Annotated in this window: 22 protein-coding genes and 1 pseudogene; 15 read left to right on the top strand and 8 right to left on the bottom strand. The window is 64.6% G+C overall.

Annotation, left to right across the window (positions count from 1 at the left end; all coding sequences use genetic code 11):
- Positions 1-251: 251 nt before the first annotated feature.
- Both C513_RS0106065 and C513_RS12850 read left to right on the top strand, forming a co-directional pair.
- Complete coding sequence (locus C513_RS0106065; RefSeq protein ID WP_026320608.1) at positions 252-674, top strand: GFA family protein; 423 nt, start codon at positions 252-254, stop codon at positions 672-674.
- Positions 675-680: 6 nt separating this feature from the next.
- Entirely contained in the window at positions 681-1,715 is a 1,035-nt protein-coding gene (locus tag C513_RS12850; RefSeq protein ID WP_018715143.1) for a metal-dependent hydrolase, read from the top strand.
- A 29-nt stretch (positions 1,716-1,744) separates the two neighbouring features.
- Here C513_RS12850 and C513_RS0106055 read toward each other — a convergent pair whose 3' ends face one another.
- From C513_RS0106055 to C513_RS0106040, 4 genes are all read right to left on the bottom strand, one after another.
- A complete protein-coding gene (locus tag C513_RS0106055) occupies positions 1,745-2,278 on the bottom strand; it encodes a PepSY domain-containing protein (RefSeq protein ID WP_018715142.1) in 534 nt (177 codons plus the stop codon).
- Between the two features lie 130 nt (positions 2,279-2,408).
- Positions 2,409-3,674: a putative Na+/H+ antiporter gene (locus C513_RS0106050; protein ID WP_018715141.1), complete on the bottom strand. Its 1,266-nt coding sequence runs from the start codon at positions 3,672-3,674 to the stop codon at positions 2,409-2,411.
- Positions 3,675-3,788: 114 nt separating this feature from the next.
- Complete coding sequence (locus C513_RS0106045; protein WP_018715140.1) at positions 3,789-5,036, bottom strand: nucleoside recognition domain-containing protein; 1,248 nt, start codon at positions 5,034-5,036, stop codon at positions 3,789-3,791.
- Positions 5,037-5,092: 56 nt separating this feature from the next.
- Positions 5,093-7,780, bottom strand: a complete 2,688-nt coding sequence (locus tag C513_RS0106040) for a bifunctional acetate--CoA ligase family protein/GNAT family N-acetyltransferase (protein ID WP_018715139.1) — start codon at positions 7,778-7,780, stop codon at positions 5,093-5,095.
- A gap of 204 nt (positions 7,781-7,984) precedes the next feature.
- On the opposite strand from C513_RS0106040, the gene gstA reads away from it, so the two are divergent.
- Positions 7,985-8,587, top strand: a complete 603-nt coding sequence (gene gstA, locus C513_RS0106035; protein WP_018715138.1) for a glutathione transferase GstA — start codon at positions 7,985-7,987, stop codon at positions 8,585-8,587.
- Positions 8,588-8,634: 47 nt separating this feature from the next.
- Here the strand turns inward: gstA and fghA are convergent, their stop codons facing one another.
- Together fghA and C513_RS0106025 are read right to left on the bottom strand one after the other, a co-directional pair.
- Positions 8,635-9,471, bottom strand: a complete 837-nt coding sequence (gene fghA, locus C513_RS0106030) for an S-formylglutathione hydrolase (RefSeq protein WP_018715137.1) — start codon at positions 9,469-9,471, stop codon at positions 8,635-8,637.
- A 12-nt stretch (positions 9,472-9,483) separates the two neighbouring features.
- Complete coding sequence (locus C513_RS0106025; RefSeq protein WP_018715136.1) at positions 9,484-10,593, bottom strand: S-(hydroxymethyl)glutathione dehydrogenase/class III alcohol dehydrogenase; 1,110 nt, start codon at positions 10,591-10,593, stop codon at positions 9,484-9,486.
- Positions 10,594-10,781: 188 nt separating this feature from the next.
- On the opposite strand from C513_RS0106025, the pseudogene aqpZ reads away from it, so the two are divergent.
- The 9 genes and pseudogenes from aqpZ (at position 10,782) to accD (ending at position 19,478) form a co-directional block, all read left to right on the top strand.
- Positions 10,782-11,461, top strand: a pseudogene (gene aqpZ / locus C513_RS13560) (aquaporin Z).
- 386 nt (positions 11,462-11,847) lie between these two features.
- Positions 11,848-12,972: an aspartate-semialdehyde dehydrogenase gene (gene asd, locus C513_RS0106015; protein ID WP_018715134.1), complete on the top strand. Its 1,125-nt coding sequence runs from the start codon at positions 11,848-11,850 to the stop codon at positions 12,970-12,972.
- A 215-nt stretch (positions 12,973-13,187) separates the two neighbouring features.
- The gene (locus C513_RS0106010; RefSeq protein ID WP_026320606.1) at positions 13,188-14,501 is read left to right on the top strand and encodes a FimV/HubP family polar landmark protein; all 1,314 of its coding nucleotides are present in this window, start codon (positions 13,188-13,190) and stop codon (positions 14,499-14,501) included.
- Between the two features lie 5 nt (positions 14,502-14,506).
- Positions 14,507-15,295, top strand: a complete 789-nt coding sequence (gene truA / locus C513_RS0106005) for a tRNA pseudouridine(38-40) synthase TruA (protein ID WP_018715133.1) — start codon at positions 14,507-14,509, stop codon at positions 15,293-15,295.
- 57 nt (positions 15,296-15,352) lie between these two features.
- Entirely contained in the window at positions 15,353-15,718 is a 366-nt protein-coding gene (locus tag C513_RS0106000; protein ID WP_018715132.1) for a single-stranded DNA-binding protein, read from the top strand.
- Between the two features lie 100 nt (positions 15,719-15,818).
- Positions 15,819-16,496, top strand: a complete 678-nt coding sequence (locus C513_RS0105995) for a phosphoribosylanthranilate isomerase (RefSeq protein WP_026320605.1) — start codon at positions 15,819-15,821, stop codon at positions 16,494-16,496.
- A 12-nt stretch (positions 16,497-16,508) separates the two neighbouring features.
- Positions 16,509-17,759: a tryptophan synthase subunit beta gene (gene trpB, locus C513_RS0105990; RefSeq protein ID WP_018715130.1), complete on the top strand. Its 1,251-nt coding sequence runs from the start codon at positions 16,509-16,511 to the stop codon at positions 17,757-17,759.
- Positions 17,756-18,565, top strand: coding sequence for a tryptophan synthase subunit alpha (gene trpA, locus C513_RS0105985; protein WP_018715129.1), 810 nt, complete (start codon positions 17,756-17,758; stop codon positions 18,563-18,565). Before trpB ends, trpA begins: the two co-directional genes overlap by 4 nt.
- Before the next feature lie 31 nt (positions 18,566-18,596).
- The gene (accD, locus tag C513_RS0105980; protein ID WP_018715128.1) at positions 18,597-19,478 is read left to right on the top strand and encodes an acetyl-CoA carboxylase, carboxyltransferase subunit beta; all 882 of its coding nucleotides are present in this window, start codon (positions 18,597-18,599) and stop codon (positions 19,476-19,478) included.
- A gap of 75 nt (positions 19,479-19,553) precedes the next feature.
- Here accD and C513_RS0105975 read toward each other — a convergent pair whose 3' ends face one another.
- Positions 19,554-21,323, bottom strand: a complete 1,770-nt coding sequence (locus C513_RS0105975) for a vWA domain-containing protein (RefSeq protein ID WP_018715127.1) — start codon at positions 21,321-21,323, stop codon at positions 19,554-19,556.
- A 146-nt stretch (positions 21,324-21,469) separates the two neighbouring features.
- On the opposite strand from C513_RS0105975, the gene lysS reads away from it, so the two are divergent.
- Both lysS and C513_RS0105965 read left to right on the top strand, forming a co-directional pair.
- On the top strand, positions 21,470-23,023 hold the full coding sequence (gene lysS / locus C513_RS0105970; protein WP_018715126.1) for a lysine--tRNA ligase: 1,554 nt from the start codon (positions 21,470-21,472) through the stop codon (positions 23,021-23,023).
- A 56-nt stretch (positions 23,024-23,079) separates the two neighbouring features.
- Entirely contained in the window at positions 23,080-24,294 is a 1,215-nt protein-coding gene (locus C513_RS0105965; protein WP_026320604.1) for an MFS transporter, read from the top strand.
- 20 nt (positions 24,295-24,314) lie between these two features.
- On the opposite strand, the gene C513_RS0105960 is transcribed toward C513_RS0105965, so the two are convergent.
- Positions 24,315-24,641 (bottom strand): hypothetical protein, encoded by a 327-nt coding sequence (locus tag C513_RS0105960; RefSeq protein WP_018715124.1) that lies wholly within the window; start codon positions 24,639-24,641, stop codon positions 24,315-24,317.
- A gap of 375 nt (positions 24,642-25,016) precedes the next feature.
- Between C513_RS0105960 and C513_RS0105955 the strand changes: the two genes are divergently transcribed.
- Positions 25,017-25,236, top strand: a 220-nt coding sequence (locus C513_RS0105955) for a transposase (protein ID WP_018715123.1), incomplete at its 3' end; no start/stop codon positions are given.

Here is a 25,236-nt window from a genome sequence, read left to right as displayed (position 1 = left end):
GCGCTATTCTAGCCTATTGGGAAATGCGCTTTGACCGGAACTTCGGGGTTCCCCCGTGGATAACCCGGACTATTCTAGTCTATTGCAAAATGCGACCAGGTTAGGCTACCATTGGGATAACCCATCCTGCACAACTATAAATAAATCAAATATCTCATTATCAATGTCTTTCGTCTCATTACGCAATCACCTCTACCAACTCGCCATCGAGCCTTTATCCAATCCTCCCCCACATCCGCTACCATCCCCACATGCCCCCATCCCCCACCACCCCACTCACTGGCACCTGCCTCTGCAAATCCGTCCAGTACGCCATCACCGGCCCGCTACAGCAAGCCCTGCACTGCCACTGCAGCATGTGCCGCAAGGCCCAGGGATCGGCCTTTCGTACCCGCGCCACCGTACGCTCAGCTGATTTCCGCTTTGTCCAGGGCGAGGATCTGGTGCGTTACTACGCCTCTTCCCCAGGCAACCTGCGCGGATTCTGTTCGGTATGTGGCTCACCCATCCATACCAAGTTCACCGATCGCCCTGATGTCATGGGCCTGCCGCTGGGTGGCCTGGATGCCGATCCCGGCATCCGTCCGGAAATGCATGTCTGCGTTGCGCACAAGGCACCCTGGCACACCATCACGGATGATTTGCCACAATGGCCTGAATTTCCAGACACCTGATTTTCCATGGACTCCCTCTCCCAACTCCTCCTAGGCAGCGCCCTCTCCGCCACCGCAGCCCCCGCCCGCCACCGCCGCGCCGCCCTGCTGGCCGGTGCCGCCCTGGGCACGCTGCCGGATCTGGACGGCCTCGTCATCTCCGCGCTGACGCAAGACCCGGTACTGCTGATGACCTGGCACCGCGGCCCTTCGCATTCGCTGTTTCTGCTGCCCCTGCTGGCCTGGGCCCTGTGGTGGGGCTTCAAGCGCCTGAAGGGCCGGGTTGCCGAGGCGCCACGGGCCTGGTTCTGGGCCATCTTCCTGCCCCTGTTCACCCATCCCCTGCTCGATGCCTTCACCGCCTATGGCACGCAGCTGCTGTGGCCCCTGCCGGTGCACCCGGCCATGTGGTCCAGCGTGTTCATCATCGATCCGCTCTACACGGTATGGCTGCTGCTGGCCTGCGTAGCGGCCTGGAGCCTGGCAGCACGGCCACTGGCGCGGCAGCTGCTGATGGTCGGCCTGCTGGTATCGAGCAGCTACCTGACCTGGTCACTGGCCGCCAAGGCCATGGTGGATCGCGCTGCGCAGGCCACGCTGGCCCCCATGGGCCTGGCCGATGCGCCCCGCTTTTCGGTGGCCCAACCCTTTACCACCCTGCTCTACCGCGTGGTGGTAATGACACCCGATGGCTACCTGACAGGCGACCGCGCCGTGCTGGTCGACAAGGGCCCGATGCAGTTCCAGACCCACAGTTCTGATGTAGCTACGCTACAGCAACTGCAGGACATACCGGCCGTGCATCGGCTGACATGGTTCAATCGCGGCTACATGCGTGCCCGCGTGCAGCATGACCAGCTGATCCTGAGCGATTTGCGCATGGGCATGGAGCCGGACTACAGCTTCAACTTTGCCGTGGCACGCCAGGAACAAGGCCAGTGGCAAGCGCTGAACATGCCAGAGCGCCTGCGCCCGGAGGCGACAGGCGCCCTGTCACGCGATGGCATCACCCGCATCTGGCACCAGGTCTGGCAACGTGCCCTGCAGGGCAGCACGCCCTGAGCAGGTGGCCTGCCAGCACCAGCCGCGAATCAGCGCTTCTTCTCGGCGGACAGCACCTTGCCGGTCATGGCATCGACCTTGACTTCGTGCTTCTGCTGTTGCGATGTCAGCACCTTGACTTCGTAGTAGCGCTGGTCACGCTTGTGCTCCAGCTCCACTTCCACGGCCTTGCCGCCCGGATACAGCTGCTCGGCAGTGGTGGCGGCCTGCGCCGGTGTCACGAGCAGGTCCTTGACCTTGTCGGCATCACGCGCATCGGCGGTTTTTTCGCCAACCGACAGCACCTTGCCGCTTGCGGCATCGACAAGCACTTTGTGCCTGCTTTGTCCGGACAGCAGCTTCACCTCGTACACGATCCGGCCATCTTCGCGATCCAGCTCCACCTCAACCGCCTTGCTGTTGGGCAGATGCTGTTCGGCAGCAAGCAGGGCCTGGCTGGCCGACAGCGTCACCTGCGGGGTCGGACTGGCAGTGCGGCCCTGGGCATAGGCAAAGCCGCCGGCAAGCGAAGACAGCCCCAGCAGGGTGGCCAGAACGGTGGCAGAAAAGAATTTACGGGACATGATGAACTCCTGAGTGGCTTGTTGGGGCGGTCGTCTTGACCGCCGACAAGTTCATCATGCCCAGCCAGGCTTATGGCTGGCTTAAAGGCCGCCACACCCGGTGACAGGGTGCAACAAGCGCGCTCTGCCCTTACAGCAGGCGGAAAGCCGCCATGGCCACCAGCGTGGGCGGAATCGCCGCGACCAGCAGCCAGAAGAAGTGAATGGCACCATTCGGGAAGTGCTGCTTCAGGATCGCCGCACCCGCCGGGTTGGGTGCGTTGGCAATCAGCGTCAGACCACCACCCGTCACGGCACCGGCCACCAGCGCCAGCTTGAACTCCTCGCTCAGGCCTTCCACCAGCGAGCCCAGATAGGTCAGCGCGGCGTTATCGGTAATCGCCGTCAGGCCAGTGGCCACGTAGTACACCGAATCGGCACTCATGCTCATCAGCAGCGGCTGCAGCCACCACTGTTGCAAACCGCCCAGCACCACCAGGCCCGCCAGGAAGAAGGCCACCAGCAGCGCCTCGCGCAGGATCAGCGGGCTCTGGTGACGCGCATAGGCCGTGGTAAAGCCCAGGAAGAACAGCAGCAGCCCCATGAACACCACCGGATGGTGGGCCGTGACCACCACGGCAGCCAGGAACAGCACATGCACCAGCATCACCACCATGGGAACGCGTACCGTCTTGGCCTCGGGGTCCAGCTTCAGGCGCACCAGTTCACGGCGCAGCAGCAGCGTGATGGCCAGCGCGTTGACAAACACCGCAATGGCGGCACGCCAGCCGAAATGCGTCAGCATGTAGGCGATGTCCCAGTTCCACTTGGCGGCCACCATCAGCACCGGCGGCGCGGCAAAAGGCGTCAGCACGCCGCCAATCGAGATATTGACGAACAGCACGCCCAGCGTGGCGTACTTGAGCATGCTGCTTACCGGCTGGCGGAAGATGGTGTCACGCAGCATCAGCGCAGCCAGCGTCATGGCAGCCGGCTCGGTGATGAAGGAGCCGAGCAGCGGCACAAAGGACAACAGCACAAAGTACATGGCCATGGTGCGCGGCAGCGGCATCAGCCGGGCCAGCGCATGCACGCCAGCCGTGGCCATGTCCAGGATCGGGCGCGTGGCTGCCACCACCATGATCACGAACACGAACATGGGCTCGGTGAAATTGCGCGATTCCACGTACTCCAGGGCCTGGTCCGGCCCGGTCAGCGCCAGCATCACGAGCACCATCACCATGGCCCAGAAGCCGAAAACGACTTCGACTTCGCCCAGCAGATGCCAGACGCCGCCATGACGCGGATTGCGCTGCGCCAGATCATGAAAGAACTTGGTGGAGAAGGTGTGCAGCAGCGCCAGCGCAAAAATGCAGGCAGCAATGATCTGCACCGTGGTGGGAGAAAGATTTTCCATAGGTCGTGATTCCACTGCGAGGCGGCCCGACCTTCGCTGAACATACCTGCCAGTCACCCCTCTGTGACTGGCACCCAACCTGCCATTCTAGCCCAGGTGTCTGCAGACCCGGTTTCAGGCAAAAAACGCATAACCCACCAGCACCGCCGCCACGATGCCCACCAGATCGGCAAACAGCGCACAGCCCAGCGCATGGCGCGTATCGCGAATGCCGACACTGCCAAAGTACACCGCCAGCACATAAAAGGTGGTTTCGGTCGATCCCTGGATGATGGCGGCTACCTGCGCCGGGAACGAGGCCACACCGTGGGTCTGCATCACGTCCACCATCAGGCCGCGTGCGCCCGAGCCCGACAGCACCTTCATCAGCCCCACCGGCAGCGCCGGCAGAAAGTCGGTAGGCAGGCCCATGGCCGTGATCAGTACCGCAATGCCCTGCAACACCCAGTCCATGCCACCAGCTGCGCGGAACACGGCAATGCCACACAGCATGGCCACCAGGTAGGGAATGATCTGCACCGCCACGCCAAAGCCCTCTTTGGCACCTTCGACAAAAGTCTCGTACACCGGGATACGCCGCAGCGCTCCCGCTACCAGGAACAGCACCACCAGCCCCAGGATCACGCCGCTGCCGATCGCCCCCACCAGCTGCGAGGCACGCTCGGCCGGCAAACCGGTCAGCCACCAGCTCAGTCCGCCCACCAGGGCGCCGAACAGCGCCACCGGCACCCAGATGGCAGGCTTCCAGATCGGCAGACGCTGGATCAGCGCCACCAGCAGCAGCGCCGACAGCAGCGAAATCGAGGTCACCACCAGCGTCGGCAGAAAGATGTCGGCGGCATTGAAACCGCTCACGCCCTGCTGCACCGCCATGGTCTGGCGAATCGCGATCACCGAGGTGGGAATCAGCGTCAGTCCCGCAGTGTTCAGCACCAGAAACAGGATTTGCGCATTGGTGGCACGTTCGGGCTGCGGGTTGAGCGATTGCAGTTCCTGCATGGCCTTGAGCCCCAGCGGCGTGGCGGCATTGTCCAGCCCCAGCATGTTGGCCGACATGTTCATCGTCATGGCGCCCTGCGCCGGGTGGCCGGCCGGTACGCCCGGAAACAGATGGCGGAACATGGGATCCACCCCGCGTGCCAGCACGCCGATCAGGCCGGCTTTTTCGCCCACGCGCAGCAGCCCCAGCCACAACGCCATCATGCCGGTCAGGCCGATGGCAATCTCGAAACCGGACTTGGCGGCATCGAACAGCGCCGTCAGCAAACGCGAAAAAGCCTCCAGGTCACCATGCAGCAGCTGCCACAGGGCGATCAGGAAGCCTCCCAGGAAAAAGCCGAGCCAGACAAGGTTGAGCACCATGCGGCCAGTGTATGCGCAAAGCGGCCCCTTGCCGGGCCACCAGCGTCAGCCAGACGTCACAGCTGGTACGTCACCAGACGGAAATCCGGATCATCCGGATAGGGCTTGACGCTGAAGCCCAGCGAACGCATCAGCTTGAGCATGTTGCTGTTGTTGGTCAGCACCAGGCCGATGATCTCGCGCAGGCCCTTGTCACGCGCCACGTCCATGATGGAGCGCATCATGCGCGAGCCCATGCCCTTGCCCGACATGTCATCGGCAATCAGCAGCGAGAACTCGCAGCTGCTGCTGTCGGGGTTGGTGACATAGCGCACCACGCCGACCAGGCGCTCGTGCTCGGTCACCTCGCCCTGCTCGTCGATCTCGCGTTCTTCCAGCACGGCTACCAGCGCCATCTCGCGGTCGTAATCGATCAGCGAGAACTTGGCCAGCATGCCGGGCGACAGCTCGGTCAGCGCCGAGACAAAGCGGTTGTAGCGGCTTTCGGGGCTCAGGCCGCGCACCAGCTCCTGCAGCATCTGGCCATCATCCGGGTGGATGGCGCGGATGGTGTAGTGGCCACCGCCGCGCAGCGGCCACTCCTGGCGGAAGTGCGCCGGGTACGGCAGGATGGACAGATGCTGGTAGGGCCGCGCCGTGGCCAGCGTATTGCCCACCACGATGCGAGCATCGACTGCCACGGCACCGTTTTCGTCCACGATGATGGGGTTGATGTCCATCTCGCGCAGCTGCGGCAGTTCGCACACCATTTCGGACACGCGCAGCAGGATCTGCTCCAGCGCCTCGTGGTTCACCGGATTGGCACCGCGCCAGGCCCCCAGCGTGGCCGATACGCGGGAGCGTTCCATCATGTGGCGCGCCAGGAACTGGTTGAGCGGCGGCAGCTCCATGGAGCGGTCGCTGTACAGCTCGATCATGGTGCCGCCCGCCCCGAAGGCAATCACCGGGCCAAAGGCCTCGTCGGTCACCACACCGATGTACAGCTCGCGGCCACGCACATGGCTGGCCATGCGCTGCACCGTGATGCCGTTGATGCGGGCCTGCGGCTGCTTGCGACGCACGCTTTCGATCATCTCCTCGTACACGTCGCGCACGCCGATGGCGTTCAGGACGTTGAGGGCGACGCCGTTGACATCGGACTTGTGGGTGATGTCGGGCGAATCGATCTTGAGCGCCACCGGGAAACCCAGTTGGGCGGCCAGCATCATGGCCTCGCTGGCGTTGCGCGCCAGAATGGTTTGCGTAACCGGAATATGGAAGGCCGACAGCAGCGCCTTGGACTCCATTTCGGTCAGGATCTGGCGACGTTCGGCCAGCACGCCTTCCAGCAGCAGACGCGCCCCTTCCACATCGGGCTTGGCCATGTTGCTCAGCGGCGGCGGCGTCTGCTGCAGCAGGCGCTGGTTATGGTAGAACGAGGAAATATTGCTGAAGGCTCCCACCGCCGCCTCGGGGCTGCGGAAGGTGGGAATCTCGACGGCACGCAAGACATCGCGTGCGCCACGCACCGAGGTATCGCCCATCAGGCAGCTGATCAGCGGCTTGCTGATGCGGCTGCGCTCCTGGGCCACGGCCTCGGCCACGGCCACCATGTCCACGGCACGCTTGGGCGTGTGGATGGTCAGGATGCCATCGACATTGGCATCCTTGGCGGCCACCTGCAGGGCGGCCACGTAATGTTCGGGCTGGGCCTCTTCGGACAGGTCGATCAGGTCCACCACCGAGGCATTCGGCAACAGCTGCGGCAGCAGCGCGTTGATGGACTCCTGCGACAGCTGGCCCATTTCCAGGCCGATATCGTTGGCGCGGTCGGCCGCCAGCACGCCGGGACCGCCACCGTTGGTGATGATGGCCAGGTGGTTGCCCACCGGACGGTAGCGCGAAGCCAGGCACTGCGCCGCCGAGAACAGCTCGGTAAACGAGCGGATGCGCACCGCACCGCCACGGCGCAGGGCGGCATCGAACACTTCATCGCTGCCGACAATGGCCGCCGAGTGGGTGCGGGCGGCCACGTTGCCGGCGCGTTTGCGCCCGGCCTTGAGCACCACCACCGGCTTGGCAATGGAGGCCGCGCGCAAGGCACTCATGAAGCTGCGCGAATCGGAAATGCCTTCCAGGTACACCACGATGCTGTGGGTTTGCGGATCGGAGGCCAGAAAGTCCAGGGTCTGCGCCATGTCGACGCTGGTGTGCGGGCCCAGCGAGATGATGGTGGAGAAGCCGATATGGTTGGGACGCGCCCAGTCCAGCAGCGCGGCCGTCAGGGCTCCGGATTGCGACACCAGCGCCAGCGGCCCCTTGTCGGCCATGGGGCCGACCACGCCGGCATTCAGGCCCAGGTTGGGGCGCTGGAAGCCGCGGCTGTTGGGGCCCAGCAGCAGCATGTCGCTGCGACGCGCCACCCGGCGCATTTCGGCGGCCATTTCAACCGGGAAGCCGGTGGACAGCACCAGCGCGGCACGGCAGCGCATGCGACCGGCCGCTTCCAGGGCAGCCAGGGCCTCTTCGGGCGGCAGCGCAATGATGGCCAGGTCGGAGCCGGAGTGGATCAGGTCGGACAGGCTGCCTTCGGAGGTGTCCACATCCAGGTGGAACACCTTGCCCTTGTAATCCTGCAGGCTGAAGGCTTCGCACAGGCTGGCGGCATCGCGAAAGGCAGGGTCATTGGCACGCTCTTCCTCGGTGCCGGCAAACACGATGATGCTGGCGGGGGCAAACAGGGGAGTCAGAAAGTGCTGGTCCATGGTGCTGAGGTCCGTTGGTAATCTGCCATGTAGGAGAAGGGGCACTGTAGCCTAAGCCCGCGTGCACCTGTTTGATTCTGCACAATAAGCGCGCAGCCATGCTGCATGCCATGGCGTCTTGCGCCAGCAACCATCATACCGGCTGCGGCATGGCACTGCACCCGTCTTTTCCCTTTGTTCCACCGCCCTGATCACGAGGTTTTCATGAAGCTGTATTACGCCGCTGGTGCCTGCTCCCTGTCCCCCCACATCGCGCTGGCCGAAGCCGGCCTCTCCTACGAGGCGATTGCCGTTTCGCTGGCCGATCACACGCTGGCCGATGGCACCGACTACTACACCATCAACCCGTTCGGCTATGTGCCCATGCTGCAACTGGATGACGGTACCATGCTGCGCGAAGGCCCGGCCATCGTGCAATACATTGCCGACCAGGCTCCGGACAAGCAGCTGGCACCGGCCAATGGCACGCTGGCGCGCTACCAGCTGCAATCGTGGCTGAACTTCATCAGCACCGAGATCCACAAGACCTTCTCGCTGCTGTTCCGCCCCAACCCGGCCGAGGTGCAGCAAGGCGCACGCGACAAGCTGCGCAAGCTGTTTGGCTGGCTGGACAGCGAACTGGCGCAGCGCGATTACCTGATGGGCGGCAGCTTCACGGTGGCCGATGGCTATCTGTTCGTGACCAGCAACTGGAGCGTGCCGACCCAGGTGGATCTGTCCGGCCTGCCCCATCTGCAGGCCTGGCGCGATCGCGTGGCCGCGCGACCTGCCGTGCAGCAGGCGATGCAGGAAGAAGGCCTGATCTGAAGCCAGCGGGCGTCTGGCAGCGGGGCCGCTGACAGGCCCGCTGCCACTCAGCCTGCGCGCAAGGCGCGGGCGTGGTGCGCCAGGTGCTCGCCGATGAAGCTGGCGATGAAGTAGTAGCTGTGGTCGTACCCCGGCTGCAGGCGCAATGTGAGCGGATGACCGGCCGCCTCGCAGGCTTGCTGCAACAGCTCGGGCTTGAGCTGGCCGGTCAGGAAATCATCGGCATCGCCCTGGTCCACCAATAGGGGCAGACGTTCCTGCGCCGTGGCCATCAGCGCCACGGCATCGTGCTGTAGCCAGGCCGTCTGGTCATCGCCCAGATAGGCGGTGAAGGCCTTCTGTCCCCAGGGCACCTGCGACGGTGCCACGATGGGGGAAAACGCACTCACGCTCACATAGCGCCCCGGGTGACGCAGCGCCAGCGTCAGCGCACCGTGGCCGCCCATGCTGTGGCCGCTGATGCCGCGCCGGTCACTGGCCGGGAAATGCTGCTCGATCAGCGCCGGCAGCTCCTGCACCACATAGTCTTCCATGCGGAAATGTGCTGCCCACGGTGCCTGCGTGGCGTTCAGGTAAAAGCCCGCACCCTGCCCCAGATCGTAGGCCTCGTCATTGGCCACGCCCTCGCCGCGCGGGCTGGTATCGGGTGCCACCACGATCAGGCCGTGCTGCGCGGCAAACTGCTGTGCGCCGGCCTTGGTGATGAAATTCTGTTCGGTGCAGGTCAGCCCGGACAGCCAGTACAGCACCGGACAGCGCTCGCCGGCCAGGGCCTGCGGCGGCAGGTAGACGCCGATGCGCATGTCGCAGCCCAGGCTGCCGGACGTGTGCTGCCAGACTTCCTGGCGACCGCCAAAGCTGGCGTGGTGTTCGATGCGTTGCATGCGCCCTCCCCTTCAGTAATGGATCACGCTGCGGATCGACTTGCCTTCGTGCATCAGGTCGAAAGCCTCGTTGATCTGCTCCAGCGGCATGGTGTGGGTGACAAAGGGCTCCAGCTGGATCTTGCCTTCCATGGCGTCTTCCACCATGCCCGGCAGCTCGGTGCGGCCCTTGATGCCGCCAAAGGCCGTGCCCAGCCATTTGCGCCCGGTCACCAGCTGGAACGGGCGGGTGGAGATTTCCTGGCCGGCACCGGCCACGCCGATGATCACGCTCTGGCCCCAGCCACGGTGCGCGCATTCCAGCGCGGCGCGCATCACATGCACGTTGCCAATGCACTCGAAGGAGTGGTCCACGCCCCAGCCGGTCATCTCCACGATCACCTGCTGGATCGGCTGTTCGTAGTCCTTGGGGTTGATGCAGTCGGTGGCACCAAAAGTGCGTGCCAGATCGAATTTGCCGGGGTTGGTGTCAATCGCGATGATGCGGCCGGCCTTGGCCAGCTTGGCACCCTGGATCACCGCCAGGCCAATGCCGCCCAGACCGAACACGGCCACGGTATCGCCTTCCTGCACCTTGGCGGTGTGCGAGACTGCGCCCAGGCCGGTGGTCACGCCGCAGCCCAGCAGGCAGACCTGCTCGTGGTTGGCCTGCGGGTTGATCCTGGCCAGCGAGACCTCGGCCACCACGGTGTACTCGCTGAAGGTGGAGCAGCCCATGTAGTGGTAGATGGGTTGGCCGTTGTAGCTGAAGCGGGTGGTGCCATCGGGCATCACGCCCTTGCCCTGGGTGGCGCGCACCGCCACGCACAGATTGGTCTTGCCGGACTTGCAGAACAGGCACTCGCCGCATTCGGCGGTATAGAGCGGAATCACGTGGTCACCCGGCTTGACGCTGGTCACGCCCTCGCCCACTTCCACCACCACGCCGGCCCCTTCGTGGCCCAGCACGGCCGGAAACACGCCTTCCGGGTCATCGCCACTGAGCGTGAAGGCATCCGTATGGCAAACGCCGGTGTGGGTGATCTTGACCAGCACCTCGCCTTTTTGCGGCGGGGCGACATCGATTTCGACGATTTGCAGGGGTTCACCTGCGGCAAAGGCAACGGCAGCACGGGATTTCATGCGGAACTCCGGAATCAGGGTGGAACAAACGGTTGGGAGCAGTATAAAACCAGTGCTCGAACTGCGACATTTGCACGGTATTGCCGATCTGCTGCAGGCCCCGGCATGGAATCGTCATCAGCGCTTCCTACACTGGGTGCCTGTGCCCTTGTCCGGGCGCTGACATGACATTGCAAGGAGTTTTTCGCATGAAGAAGTATGGAGCCGAGTTTTTCGGTACCTTCTGGCTGGTGGCGGCTGTGGCAGCGCCGTGCTGGCGGCAGCCTTTCCCGAACTGGACATCGGCTTTGCCGGTGTCTCGCTGACCTTTGGCCTGACCTTGCTGACCATGGCGTATGCCGTGGGCCATATCTCGGGTGGCCATTTCAATCCGGCCGTGTTTTTTGGCCTGTGGGCCGGCGGCCGCTTCCCGCCCAGCCAGCTGCTGCCGTATATCGCGGCCCAGGTGCTGGGTGCCGTGGCCGCCGGTGGCGTGCTCTACCTGATTGCCAGCGGCAAGGCCGATTTCACGCAGGTTGGCGGCTTTGCCAGCAACGGTTACGGTGAACACGCGCCCGGCCAGTACAAGCTGATGGCCGCCCTGCTGGTGGAAATCGTGCTGACCGGTTTCTTCCTGTTCATCATCATGGGTGCTACCGACCAGCGTGCCCCGGCCGGCTTTGCCCCGATCGCCATCGGTCTGGCGCTGACGCTGATCCACCTGATCAGCATTCCGGTGACCAACACCCCGGTCAACCCGGCACGCAGCACCGGCGTTGCGCTGTTTGCCGATGGCTGGGCGCTGCAGCAGCTGTGGCTGTTCTGGGTCGCCCCGATCATCGGCGGCATTCTGGGCGCCATCGCCTATCGTGCCGTGGCCGAGAAGTAACCGCCCTGCACACCTGCATCAAGACGCCACCTGCGGGTGGCGTTTTTTTGCGCAGAAACCACGCTTTCCGCGCTGTTATCAAATAGTACGAACGTACAGGGGCCACGCTGCCTATAATGTTCCCCATGTCTCGCAATGTCGCCCTTTTCCCCGTCCCGGCAGCTCTTGCTGTTGTGGCTGCGGCATTGCCTGCTTCCATCATCAAAACGACAACCATCAAGGGCTGACCAGTCCGGGTTCGTCGTGCGCCAAAACCGGCCCAGACGAGCCGGGGCCGCCAGAAACACTCCCTCCCTTCCTGATTGCCGTTGACAGACGCCGCTTGTCCGTGCGCCTGCAGATGGATCACCCTGTTCCTGGTTTATTGATTCGCATGGAGATACACGATGAAAGTTGGTAACGTAGTTGGTCTGGTCGGCTGGCGCGGCATGGTCGGTTCCGTCCTGATGGACCGCATGCAGGCCGAAAATGACTTTGCCCTGATCGAGCCGGTGTTCTTTTCCACCTCCAACGCTGGTGGTGCCGCCCCGGCCATGGCCAAAAACGAAAAGACCCTGAAGGACGCACACGACATCGCCGAGCTGAAGAAGTGCGACATCATCCTGACCTGCCAGGGCGGCGACTACACCAGCGAGGTATTCCCCAAGCTGCGCGCTGCCGGCTGGAACGGCCACTGGATCGATGCCGCCTCCACGCTGCGCATGGACCAGGATGCCGTGATCGTGCTGGATCCGGTCAACCTGTCGGTGATCCAGGACGCGCTGGCCAAGGGCGGCAACAACTGGGTCGGTGGCAACTGCACCGTGAGCTGCATGCTGATGGGCGTGGGTGCGCTGTACAAGGCCGGCCTGGTCGAGTGGATGAGCACCCAGACCTACCAGGCTGCCAGTGGCGGCGGTGCCCAGCACATGCGCGAACTGCTGAACCAGTACGGCACGCTGAATGCCGAAGTCAAGGCCCTGCTGGATGACCCCAAGTCCGCCATCCTGGAAATCGACCGCATGGTGGTGGCCAAGCAGCGCGCCCTGAGCGCTGACGAAACCGCCAACTTCGGCGTGCCGCTGGGCGGCAGCCTGATCCCCTGGATCGACAAGGACCTGGGCAACGGCCAATCGCGCGAAGAGTGGAAGGCGATGGCCGAAACCAACAAGATCCTGGGTCTGGGCGATGCCGCCATCCCGGTGGATGGCTACTGCGTGCGCGTGGGTGCCATGCGCTGCCACAGCCAGGCCCTGACCTTCAAGCTGAAGAAGGATGTGCCGGTAGCCGACATCGAGGCCATGATCGCGGCCGACAACGAGTGGGTGAAGGTGGTACCGAACAACCGTGAAGCCACCATGCAGGACCTGACGCCGGTTGCCGTGACCGGCACCATGACGATTCCGGTCGGCCGTATCCGCAAGCTGGCCATGGGCCCGGAGTACGTCGGCGCCTTCACCATTGGTGACCAGCTGCTGTGGGGCGCGGCAGAACCGCTGCGCCGCATGCTGCGCATTCTGCTGGAAGCCTGAGCTCCGGCTGTCTGAAGCAGAGGGCGCACCTTTTCGGGGGTGCGCCCTTTTTGCTGCCATGGCCTGTCTGTTGCCAGGTGCAACAGGATGCAGCCGCTACACCAGTCCGGCAGCGCGCAGTTAGACTATGGCTATTGTCAGCCGGCCCCGCAGGGCACGGCTTCCTGATGGCTGCGCGCCTGCGGCACGCGGCCTGTCATTGATTTGTCTCTCGCATGTTCCAGATCCTGAAGCACTCCGTGCGCCCCTCCTTCGCCTCTGCCCTGCTGCTGGCAGGCGTACTCGGCCTGTCGGCCAGCCCGGCCGTACTGGCGCAGAGCGCCACGGCGGCTTCCGCACCGGTTGCCAGCGCCGCCAAGGTGGTCCAGACCCGGCCCGGCGACATGGTCAGCCGCATTGCCTCGGCCAACCGCCCGGCTGGTGCCACACAGGATCAGACCCTGCTGGCGATCCTGCACGCCAATCCCGATGCCTTCATGGCCGACAACATCAACCTGCTCAAGAAAGGCGCGGCCCTGACCATGCCCACGGCAGAGCAGGCGCTCTCCGTCCCGGCAGAAGAAGCGCGTGCGCTGATCCGCCAGCAGCATGCCGATTACGAAAAGCACGGCTATGGACTGGTGCAGCTGGCGGCAGCCGGAACCGCGTCAGCGCCGGTTGCCACCGCATCGGCCGTGGAGGCACCGGTGCTGGTACCGGCACCGGTAGCCAGCACGCCGGCTGCGGCAGCTTCGGTCATGGCGCCGGCTTCGGCTGCCCCGGTGGTTGCGGCGGTGCCGGCGGCATCGTCCGCCAGCGAAGCGGCCCTGGTGGCCAGCGCCGCTTCTGCCCCGGCGGCCACCATCGCCAGCGCGCCGGCATCGGTCGCGGCAGCGCCTGCATCCGAAGCTGCCCCCGCCAGCACCGGCAACGGCCTGCCCTGGTGGGCCTGGACGCTGACCGGTGTGCTGGCGCTGCTGCTGATCGGCTTTCTGCAGCTGTGGCGTGCCGCGCAGCGCCGCGAGGCCGAACGCCTGGCCGCTGAAGCCGCCGCTGCTGCCGGCCCGCGTGCCTCGGCCGAAGCCCTGTCGCGCGCCATGGACCTGAGCCAGCCGGACCATGTTCCGGCGCTGGAGCAGGAGCTGCAAGCACGCCCGGCTGACGTTGCCCCTGCAGCTGCGGCAGCCACCACCACACACGCCGACCCTCTGCCCGAAGACAGCGCCGACTTGTCCGGCCTGACGCTGGACCTGCCCGAAGAGGATGCGGACGGCAATAGCGCCGACGATGCGCTCCCGCCCGCCACCGACAAGCCGCTGGTGTTCGACTTCAGCAACCTGTCGCTCGACATTGAAGGCCCGGCCGATGCCGAACCGGGTGAAACTGCGCTGCTGACCAAGCTGTCGCTGGCACGCGAATTCTTTGCCATCAGCGATCTGGACGGCGCCCGCGTGCTGGCGCAGGAAGTGCTGGACAAGACCGACAGCAGCAGCCTGAAGGCCGATGCCGAAGCGCTGCTGGCGCGCATTGCCGCCAGCGACGAGGCCTGAACACCATGCGCGTCGCACTGGGCGTCAGCTATCTGGGCAGCCGCTATCTGGGCTGGCAAAGCCAGCCCTGCGGCACCACGGTGCAGGACAAGCTGGAGCGTGCGCTGCAGCGCTTTACCGACGGCCCGCCCCTGAACACCTTGTGCGCCGGCCGCACCGATGCCGGCGTGCACGGCCTGATGCAGGTGGTGCACTTCGATACCGATATCGAACGCAGCGAGATCTCCTGGGTACGCGGCCCCAACACCTACCTGCCGGCCGATATTGCCGTGCAGTGGGCGCGCATCGTGCCCGACAGCTTCCATGCCCGTGCCAGCGCGGTGGCGCGGCGCTATGTGTATGTGCTGCTGGAATCGCCGGTGCGCCCCAGCCTGGAAAGCGAACGCGCCGGCTGGGTGTTCCGCCCGCTGGACCAGGCCGCCATGGAAGATGCCGCCGCGCGCCTGCTGGGCGAGCACGATTTCAGCTCCTTCCGCGCCTCGGCCTGCCAGGCGCTGACGCCGGTCAAGACGGTGCAGCGCATCCGCATCAGCCGCCACGGCACCTACTGGCGCTTCGAATTCCAGGCCAATGCCTTTCTGCACCACATGATCCGCAACATCATGGGTTGCCTGCTGGCCGTGGGGCACGGCAACCAGCCGCCGGAATGGATCGATACCGTACTGGCCGCCCGCAGCCGCGATGCCGCCGCCCCCACCTTTGCGCCGGACGGGCTGTACTTTGCCGGACCGGTGTATGCGCCCGAATGGGGCTTGCCGGAGCGAACGGCGGCGTTTGACTGGTTGCCGGGGTAAGGCCATGCCCGTCGCCCCATTTTTCACCCTCACCCTGTTTTCAGGAATAACACGCCCATGAACAAGATCACCGCCACCGGCCGCATCGCCGCCGACGCCGACATCCGCCACACCCAGACCGGCGAAACCATCTGCAGCTTCCGCCTGGCCTCCGATATCGGCTTTGGCAACCGGAAAAGCACCAACTGGTTCAGCTGCACGGTCTGGGGCAAGCGCGGCGAAGCACTCGCCCCTTACCTGAAAAAAGGCACTGCCGTCACCGTCTTCGGCTCCCTGACCTTGCGCGAATGGACAAACAAGGAGGGCCACAAGCAGCTCAGCCCTGATATCCGCATCGATGAGATCACCCTGCATGGGGGGCATACGACCCCTCCCATGCCGCCACAGCGTAACGATACGGACTGGGATGACCCTCCCTTCTGACCAGTGACACTGACAGCCGGCCCGCGTATGGCGTGACTGTCAGTGTCAGGCCTCTCCGCCAGCGCCAGCACAGCTGGCCCCCATGGGCGACAATACCCCCATGCACATCTCCTCCCCCCGCACCCGCATCAAGATCTGCGGCTTCACCCGTGAGCAGGACGTGGACGCTGCCGTGGCCTGCGGCGTGGACGCTGTCGGCTTCGTGCTGTACGCGCCCAGCCCGCGCGCCGTGACGCCGCAGCAGGCAGCCCGGCTGGCGCGCCGGCTACCGCCTTTTGTCACGCCCGTGCTGCTGTTCGTCAACGCCTGCGACGAGCTGCTGCAGGAAGCCCGCGACGCCGTGCCGCACACCAGCTGGCAGTTCCACGGCGATGAAACCCCGCAGCAATGTGAGCAGGCCGCCGGCCCGCAGCGTGCCTGGCTGCGTGCCGCCCACATTCCGCTGGGTGGCGACAACGCGTTTGACTTGCTACAATTTTGTGATCTCTATTCCCGCGCCCAGGCCATCCTGCTCGACGCCAAGGTCGACGGCTATGGCGGTGGCGGCAAGGCATTCGATTGGTCACTGCTTCCAACAAACGTCAACGCTCACCTCGTCTTGAGTGGTGGACTGACGCCTGCAAACGTGGGCGACGGCATCGTGCGCCTGCGTGACAACTGCAAGTCGCTGTCGGTTGATGTCAGTTCCGGCGTGGAGTCGGCCAAGGGCATCAAGGATGCCGACAAGATGCGAGCTTTCGTGGCGGCCGTGCGCGCCGCCGATGCCCAGTCTGCCTGAAGAGTTTTTTCCATGTCTGCATATTCCTATCCCGATGCCAACGGGCACTTTGGCAAGTTCGGTGGTGCCTTCATCTCCGAAACCCTGACCCACGCCATCGAGGAACTGCGCGAGGCCTACGATCGCTACAGCCAGGACCCGGAGTTCATCGCCGAATTCCGGTACGAGCTGGCGCACTACGTGGGTCGCCCCTCGCCCATCTACCACGCGGCCCGCATGAGCCGTGAAATGGGCGGCGCGCAAATCTACCTCAAGCGCGAGGACCTGAACCACACCGGTGCCCACAAGATCAACAACGTGATCGGCCAGGCGCTGCTGGCCAAGCGCATGGGCAAGCCGCGCATCATTGCCGAAACCGGAGCCGGCCAGCACGGCGTGGCCACTGCCACCATCTGTGCCCGCTTTGGCCTGGAATGCGTGGTCTACATGGGTGCCGAAGACGTCAAGCGCCAGTCGCCCAACGTGTTCCGCATGAAGCTGCTGGGTGCCACCGTGGTGCCGGTGGAATCAGGCAGCCGCACACTCAAGGATGCGCTCAACGAGGCGATGCGCGACTGGGTCACCAATGTCGACAACACCTTCTACATCATCGGCACCGTGGCCGGCCCGCACCCCTACCCGATGATGGTGCGCGATTTCCAGAGCGTGATCGGCGAGGAATGCCTGCAGCAGATGCCGGAACTGCACCAGGGCCGCCAGCCCGATGCGGTGGTGGCCTGCGTGGGCGGCGGCAGCAATGCCATGGGCATTTTCTACCCCTACATCGAGCACGCCGCCACGCGCCTGATCGGCGTCGAGGCCGCCGGTGAAGGCCTGGACAACGGCAAGCACTCGGCCTCGCTGGAGCGCGGCGAACCGGGCGTGCTGCACGGCAACCGCACCATGATCCTGCAGGACGAAAACGGCCAGATCACCGAAACGCACAGCATCAGCGCCGGCCTGGACTACCCCGGTGTCGGCCCCGAGCACGCCTGGCTGCAGGAAATCGGTCGTGCCGAATACGTCGGCATCACCGACCGGGAAGCGCTGGACGCCTTCCACTACCTGTGCCGCGCCGAAGGCATCATCCCGGCGCTGGAATCCAGCCATGCCGTGGCCCATGCCATGAAGCTGGCGAAGACCATGCCCCCCGAGCAGGCGATCCTGGTCAACCTGTCCGGCCGTGGCGACAAGGACATCGGCACCGTGGCCGACCTGTCCGGCGAAGATTATTACGACCGCCCCTCGATGCGCGGTCTGGTTGTGAAAGGAGGCCAGGCATGAGCCGTATCCAGCCCACCCTGCAGCGTCTGGCCGAGCAAAAGCGCAAGGCCCTGATCCCCTACCTGATGACCGGTTACCCCGAACGCGACTGCACCGTGCCGCTGATGCACGCCGCCGTGGCCGCCGGCTCCGACATCATCGAGCTGGGCGTGCCGTTCAGTGACCCGATGGCCGATGGTGCCGTGATCCAGGCCGCCGGTGAAAAAGCCATTGCCCAGGGCGTGAGCCTGGTCACCGTGCTGGAACAGGTGCGCACCTTCCGCGAGCAGGACAACAGCACGCCGATCGTGCTGATGGGCTACGGCAACGCGGTCGAGAACTACGAGCTGCGCCACGGTGCCGGCAGCTTTGCCCGCGATGCCAGCGCCGCCGGCATCGACGGCATGCTGGTGGTGGACTTTCCGCCGGAAGAAAGTGCCGAATTCTGCGCCCAGCTGCGCGCCCATGACATGGACCAGATCTTCCTGCTGGCCCCGACGTCCACCGAACAGCGCATGCAGCAGGTAGCCGAGTTGGCCACCGGCTATGTCTACTACGTCTCGCTCAAGGGCGTGACCGGTTCCGGCGCACTCGATACCTCGGCCGTGGCCGAGGCGATTCCGCGCATCCGCCAGCACGTGAAGATCCCGATTGGTGTCGGCTTCGGCATCCGCGATGCCGAAAGCGCCCGTGCCATCGGCCAGCATGCCGATGCCGTGGTGATCGGCAGCAGGATCATGCAGCTGATCTCCGACCAGAGCGGTGATGGCATCGCGCAGGCTGCTGCAAGCTTCCTGCAAGATATCCGCCATGCACTGGATGCATAATGTCGCAGCATCAGAATACGAAAGCAAACCTATGAGCTGGCTGGAAAAACTGTTGCCTACCAAGGCAACCAAGACCCCGCGATCGTCCGAGCGCTCCACCTTCATCCCCGAAGGCGTGTGGATCAAGTGCCCGAGCTGCGACACGACGCTGTACAAGAGTGATCTGGACAAGAACCAGCACGTCTGCCCCGAGTGCGGCCACCATCACCGCATGCGCGCACGCGATCGCCTGGACCTGTTCCTGGACCCGGAAGGCCGCCAGGAAATCGGCCAGGAAGTGCTGCCGCTGGACGCGCTGAAGTTCAAGGACAGCCGCAAGTACCCCGAGCGCCTGAAAGAGGCGCTGGACGCCACCCACGAGACCGATGCCCTGATCGTTATGCGCGGCAGCGTGCACAGCATTCCGCTGGTGGCTGCCTGCTTCGAGTTCGATTTCATGGGCGGTTCCATGGGCAGCGTTGTCGGCGAGCGCTTTGTGCGCGGCGTCGAGTACGCGGTAGAGCACCAGCTGCCGTTTGTCTGCTTCACCGCTACCGGTGGTGCCCGCATGCAGGAAGGCCTGCTGAGCCTGATGCAGATGGCCAAGACCAATGCCGCACTGACGCGCCTGGCCAAGCAGGGCCTGCCCTACATCAGCGTGTTGACCGACCCGACCATGGGCGGCGTCAGCGCCGGTTTCGCCTTTGTCGGCGACGTGGTGATCGCCGAACCCAAGGCGCTGATCGGTTTTGCCGGCCCGCGCGTGATCGAGAACACCGTGCGCGTGACGCTGCCGGAAGGCTTCCAGCGCGCCGAGTTCCTGCTCGAAAAGGGGGCCATCGACATGATTTGCGACCGTCGCGATCTGCGCAAGACCGTGGCCAATGCCCTGGCCATGCTGCAGCGCAAGCCGGCCGAGGCCGTCAGCGCCTGAGCCGACTGCCTGCTTCCGCCCCACCACAGCCCGTGCCGGCCCTGCCTGCACGGGCTGTGTGTTTTGCGGCCGTCCTCAGTAGGGTTGCGGCGGCATCGGCAGCACCGGACGCGGGATCGGAATCGGCTTGACCGGTACCGGTCTCGGCAGGGGTTGCGGGCGCAGGTCCGGCGGCGGTGCGCTGCCATCGGGCTGGCGGCTAGACAGGCTGGCCGCCGTCTCGACCAGTTCGACAAACTCGGCACGCAGGCCAAACGGATCCTGGCCCTGCGCCCCTTTCGCCAGGGCCAGCGTGTCCTTCCAGCCAAAGTTTCCGGTATGGCGGCCACCACGCAGCTGCTGGCCGTAACTGGCCACCGCCGTGGCAAAGCGCATGTCCGTGCTGGACTGCGCCAGCGGCCGGCTACCAACCGGCACCGGCACGCTCAGCAACGTGCTGGCGGACTTGCCCACCGGCTTGTAGCGGATGTTGACATACGCGTATTCCTGACCATGCGTCGTGACGGCAGCTGCCGCCGGCTGGTAGCGGCTGTCGCCGAGCCAGCCCTGGCGGCCTGCCGGAATGATTTCGTACAGCGCCGTCACCGCATGGCCGGCCCCGATCTCGCCGGCATCGACCTGGTCATTCTGGAAATCTTCCTGGCGCAGCATGCGGTTTTCGTAGCCGATCAGGCGGTATTGGCTGACCGTGGCCGGGTTGAATTCGACCTGCAGTTTCACATCACTGGCGACCGTGGCCAGCGTGGAGCTGAGCTGCTGGCGCAGCACTTTTTTCGCTTCGCGCTCGGTATCGATATAGCTGTAATTGCCGTCACCGGCATCGGCCAGCTGCTCCATCAGGCGCTCGTTGTAATTGCCCTGGCCATAGCCCAGCGTGGTCAGGGAGATGCCGGACTTGCGCTTCTCCGCCACCATGCCGCGCAGCGTGGCAAAGTCGGTGATGCCGACGTTGAAGTCGCCATCGGTCGCCAGCAGGATGCGGTTGATGCCGCCGCGGATATAGGCACGCTCGGCCTCGCGGTAGGCCAGCTGCATCGCCTGTTCACCAGCCGTGGCACCGCCGGCCTGCAGGCTGTTGATGGCGCGCAACAGGGTATCGCGCTGATTGCCGGGCGTGGGCGGCAGCACCAGCTGCTCGCCGCTGGCATAGGTGATCAGCGTCACGCGGTCCTGCGGGCGCAGCTGGTCCACCAGCTGGCGCAGCGTCTTTTTCACCAGCGGCAGCTTGTCCTCGGACTGCATCGATCCCGAGACGTCCACCAGGAACACCAGGTTGGCTGGCGGCAGGCTGCCAAAGGACTGGTCGGCCGCCTGGATCGCGATGCGCAGCAGCTCGGCGCCGTTCTTCCAGGGCGATTGCGCCACTTCGGTACTCACGCCAAACGGATGGCGGCTGTCGGCCGGCCGCGCGTAATCATAGGGAAAGTAGTTGATCAGCTCTTCCACCCGCACCGCATCCACCGGCGGCAGGCGACCATTGTTGAGAAAGCGGCGCACGTTGGCATAGCTGCCGGTATCGACATCGATGCTGAAGGTGGACACCGGTTCGCGTGCCACCACGTGCACCGGGTTGTCGCGGATCTCGCCGTACTGCTCGGTGTTCTGCACCGGCGGACGGTATTCGGGCGGCAGGATGATGGCGCGGCGGTCCATGCCGACAGCCGCCGGCGCGGCCATGGCCTGTGCGCCATACAGCTGCGCCTGCTTGTTGGCCACCGGCGACATCGGCACCGTGGGCAGCGGCATCGCTGTTTCGGTCAGCGGAGCCTGCTGCGCACAAGCGCTCAGCAGCAGCACGGCAGCCAGGGACAGGGGACGCCAATGGGCGACAGGCAGATCTTGCATGGGACTTCCTTCCAGGGTCATGCCGGCGCAACAGTCCGGCCCAGCTGCAAGGCTACACCCTGCAGACAAGACAGTCGCCGGCCGAAGCCCTAAAATACGGGTTTTACCGAAATTTACGCAGCCTGCGGCTGCCCATTCCATCTGCCATGTCCGACCAGCAACAAGCCCCCCAAGTTCCCGCCGCCGACGAAAACCAGCTCATTGCCGAACGCCGCGAGAAACTGAAAGTCCTGCGTGCCGCCCAGGCCGAGGGCAAGGGCGTGGCCTTCCCGAACGACTTCAAGCCTGCCGACCGCGCTGCCGACCTGGTGCAGGCGCTGGACGGCAAGACCAAGGAGCAGTTCGAGGAAGAGATCGCTGCCGGCAACATCACGCCGGCCACCATTGCCGGCCGCATGATGCTCAAGCGCGTCATGGGCAAGGCCAGCTTTGCCACGCTGCAGGATGCCACCGGCCGCTTCCAGATCTACGTCACGCGTGATGCCGTGGGCGAAGCGGTCTATGCCGATTTCAAGAAGTGGGACCTGGGCGACATCATCGCCGCCGAAGGCCATGTATTCAAGACGCGCACCGGCGAGCTGTCGCTGCACGCCACCCGCATCCGCCTGCTGACCAAGAGCCTGCGCCCGCTGCCGGACAAGTTCCACGGCGTGTCCGACCAGGAGCTGAAGTACCGCCAGCGCTATGTGGACCTGATCACTGACCAGGACGCGCGCACGCGTTTCGTGGCGCGCAGCAAGGCCATCAGCAGCATGCGCGATTTCATGGTGCAGAACAGCTTCCTCGAAGTCGAGACGCCCATGCTGCACCCGATTCCCGGTGGTGCCAACGCCAAGCCCTTTGTCACGCACCACAACGCGCTGGACCAGGACATGTTCCTGCGCATCGCGCCCGAGCTCTACCTGAAGCGCCTGATCGTGGGCGGTTTCGAGCGCGTGTTCGAAATCAACCGCAGCTTCCGCAACGAAGGCATCAGCGTCCGCCACAACCCCGAGTTCACCATGATGGAGTTCTACGCGGCCTACTGGAACTACCAGGACCTGATGGACTACACCGAGAAGCTGATCCGCCATGTCGCCATGCAGGCCCGCGGCACGCTCCAGGTCAGCTACCAGGGCGGCGAAGGAATCGACCTGTCGCAGCCGTTCCGCCGCATGACGATCCGCGAAGCGATCCTGGCCCATACCGATGCCGGCGATAACGTCGACAACGCCGCCTGGCTGATCGAGGCGCTGAAGCGCCTCGGCATGAGCGAGGAGAAAGACCGTCTGAGCCAGCGCAGCCTGCCCGCGCTGCAGGTACTGTTCTTCGAGGAAAAGGTCGAGGAGCAGCTGTGGCAGCCGACCTTCATCATGGAACACCCGACCGAGATCAGCCCGCTGGCACGCGCCAACGACGAGCGCCCCGAGGTCACCGAGCGCTTCGAGCTCTACATCACCGGCCGTGAAATGGCCAACGGTTTCTCCGAGCTGAACGATGCCGAAGACCAGGCCGCGCGCCTGCAGGCCCAAGTCGATGCCAAGGACGCCGGTGACGACGAAGCCATGTACTTCGACCACGACTTCATCCGCGCGCTCGAATACGGCATGCCGCCCACGGGCGGCTGCGGCATCGGCATTGACCGCCTGATCATGCTGCTGACCGACAGCGGCAGCATCCGCGACGTGATCCTGTTCCCGGCGCTGCGCAAGGAAAGCTGAGTTTCCGCGCCAGCCCATCACTCCAGGCACCCGCGCAAGCCGGTGCCTGATTTTTCATGTCCTCCCCCACTGCTTCATCCACCTCCCCGGCACCGGTTTTTGTGCTGCCGGTCGTCGCTGCCGCCGGCCTGTCGCACCTGCTGAATGACCTGATCCAGGCGCTGTTGCCGGCCATCTATCCGATGCTGAAAACGCAGTTTGCGCTCAGCTTCAGCCAGATCGGCCTGATCGCGCTGGCCTACCAGGTCACCGCCTCGCTGTTCCAGCCCTGGATCGGCTTCTACACCGACAAGTACCCCCTGCCCTGGCTGCTGCCCGGCGGCATGGTGCTGACGCTGACCGGCATCGGCATGCTGGCCACGGCCGGCAGTTTTCCGATGCTGATCGTGGCCGCCTGCGTGGTGGGTCTGGGATCGGCCACCTTTCACCCGGAAGCCTCGCGCGTGGCGCGCATGGGTTCGGGCGGACGCTTTGGCACGGCGCAATCGATCTTCCAGGTGGGCGGCAATACCGGCTCGGCGATCGGCCCGCTGCTGGCGGCCGTGCTTGTCGTACCCCACGGCCAGCCGGCGATTGCCTGGTTCATGCTGGCAGCCCTGCTGGCGATTGTGGTGCTGTGGCAGCTGTCACGCTGGAGCGTGCGCCATGGCCAGGCGCAGATCCGCAAGCTGGCGAGCCGGCAGCCACCGCCGCTGGAACGCGCTACCGTGATCCGCGCCATCGCGGTGATCGCGATCCTGATGTTTGCCAAGTTTGTCTACACGGCCTCCATCACCAACTACTTTACCTTCTACCTGATGGAGCGCTTCGGCATCAGCCTGCGCGACAGCCAGCTCTTCCTGTTCATTTTCCTGGCGGCGGTGGCGGCAGGCACCTTTGCCGGCGGGCCGGTGGGCGACCGCATGGGTCGCAAGGCCGTGATCTGGGTCTCTTTCCTGGGCGTGGCACCGTTTGCCCTGGCCCTGCCGCATGCCAATCTGTTCTGGACCGCCGTGCTGATGGTGGCCATCGGTCTGATCCTGTCCTCGGCGTTTTCGGCGATGGTGGTGTATGCCCAGGAAGCCATACCGGGGCGCGTGGGCCTGGTGTCGGGGCTGATGTTCGGCCTGATGTTCGGCCTGGGTGGCATGGCCGCAGCCGGTCTGGGCCAGCTGGCCGATCACTACGGCATTGTGCAGGTCTACCAGTGGTGCGCCTGGCTGCCGCTGCTGGGCCTGGCCACGGCCTTTCTGCCGCGCACACAGCCCGCTGTCATGCTGCGCAAGGCGTGACGCGGCTGGCCGGCAACGGCTTAACGCACTTCCTTGACCACCACGTCCTCGACCTCGGTACGCGGATGGCTGAAACGCTCCTGTACGCGCTCGCCAGCGCTGGGCGGCTCGGTGGCCGGCTGCGTGGCCGCCGTGGGCATGCCCCACTGGAAGCCGCCACCAGGCATGCGACGCGCAAAACCGGCATAGGTCTGGTACAGCTTGAGCGGATTGCGACCGGTCAGCAGCATCCAGATGCCGCCCAGCACGGCCGCAAACGCCCCCACGATCAGCAGGCTGACGGTGAAAATGGCGGCAGCGCCCCACAGGAACACGCGCAACAGGAAACCCACAATCGAATCGCTCATGAACGGAACAGCCCTCACTGGAAAGTCAATGCTTTCCAGTTTGAGGCAAAGCGGACAAATGTCAAGCGCCTGTCATGCGCGAATCGTATCCATCAGTGAATCCGGGGCGCATCATCATCAGCAAGATGATGACCTAAAGACCAAAATCAGATCATAGCACCATGTGAGTGCAAGAGGAATGCTTACCTCTCTATCCTTCATTCCATACAAGGTGACTCTAAGTTGTTCAATGGTTACTTATGGACTCTTGCTCTGTCTTCAGATTCCATACTTCCATCTAGTGCAACTCTAAATAAATGTGTTTTAGATCAACACTTTACGCAACTGAACCGCCCCGGGTTTGGAGGAGGCCCCAACTCTTGAGAAGATGGAGCCATGAACAAGTCCAACAAGTTTTCCCCGGAAGTGCGCGAGCGCGCTGTGCGCATGGTGCAGGAGCATCGAGCCGAGTACCCTTCGTTGTGGGCAGCTATCGAATCGATTGCGCCGAAGATTGGCTGTGTGCCGCAAACCCTGCACGATTGGGTCAAGAGAGCCGAGATCGACGCTGGCCTGCGTGCGGGTACCACGACCTCGGATGCGCGACGCATCAAGG

It is taken from the genome of Allobrachymonas chironomi DSM 19884 (assembly GCF_000374625.1).
Lineage (GTDB): Bacteria > Pseudomonadota > Gammaproteobacteria > Burkholderiales > Burkholderiaceae_C > Brachymonas > Brachymonas chironomi.
Note: the sequence above shows the minus strand (reverse complement) of the source record. Positions and strands in the feature narration are given on the sequence as shown.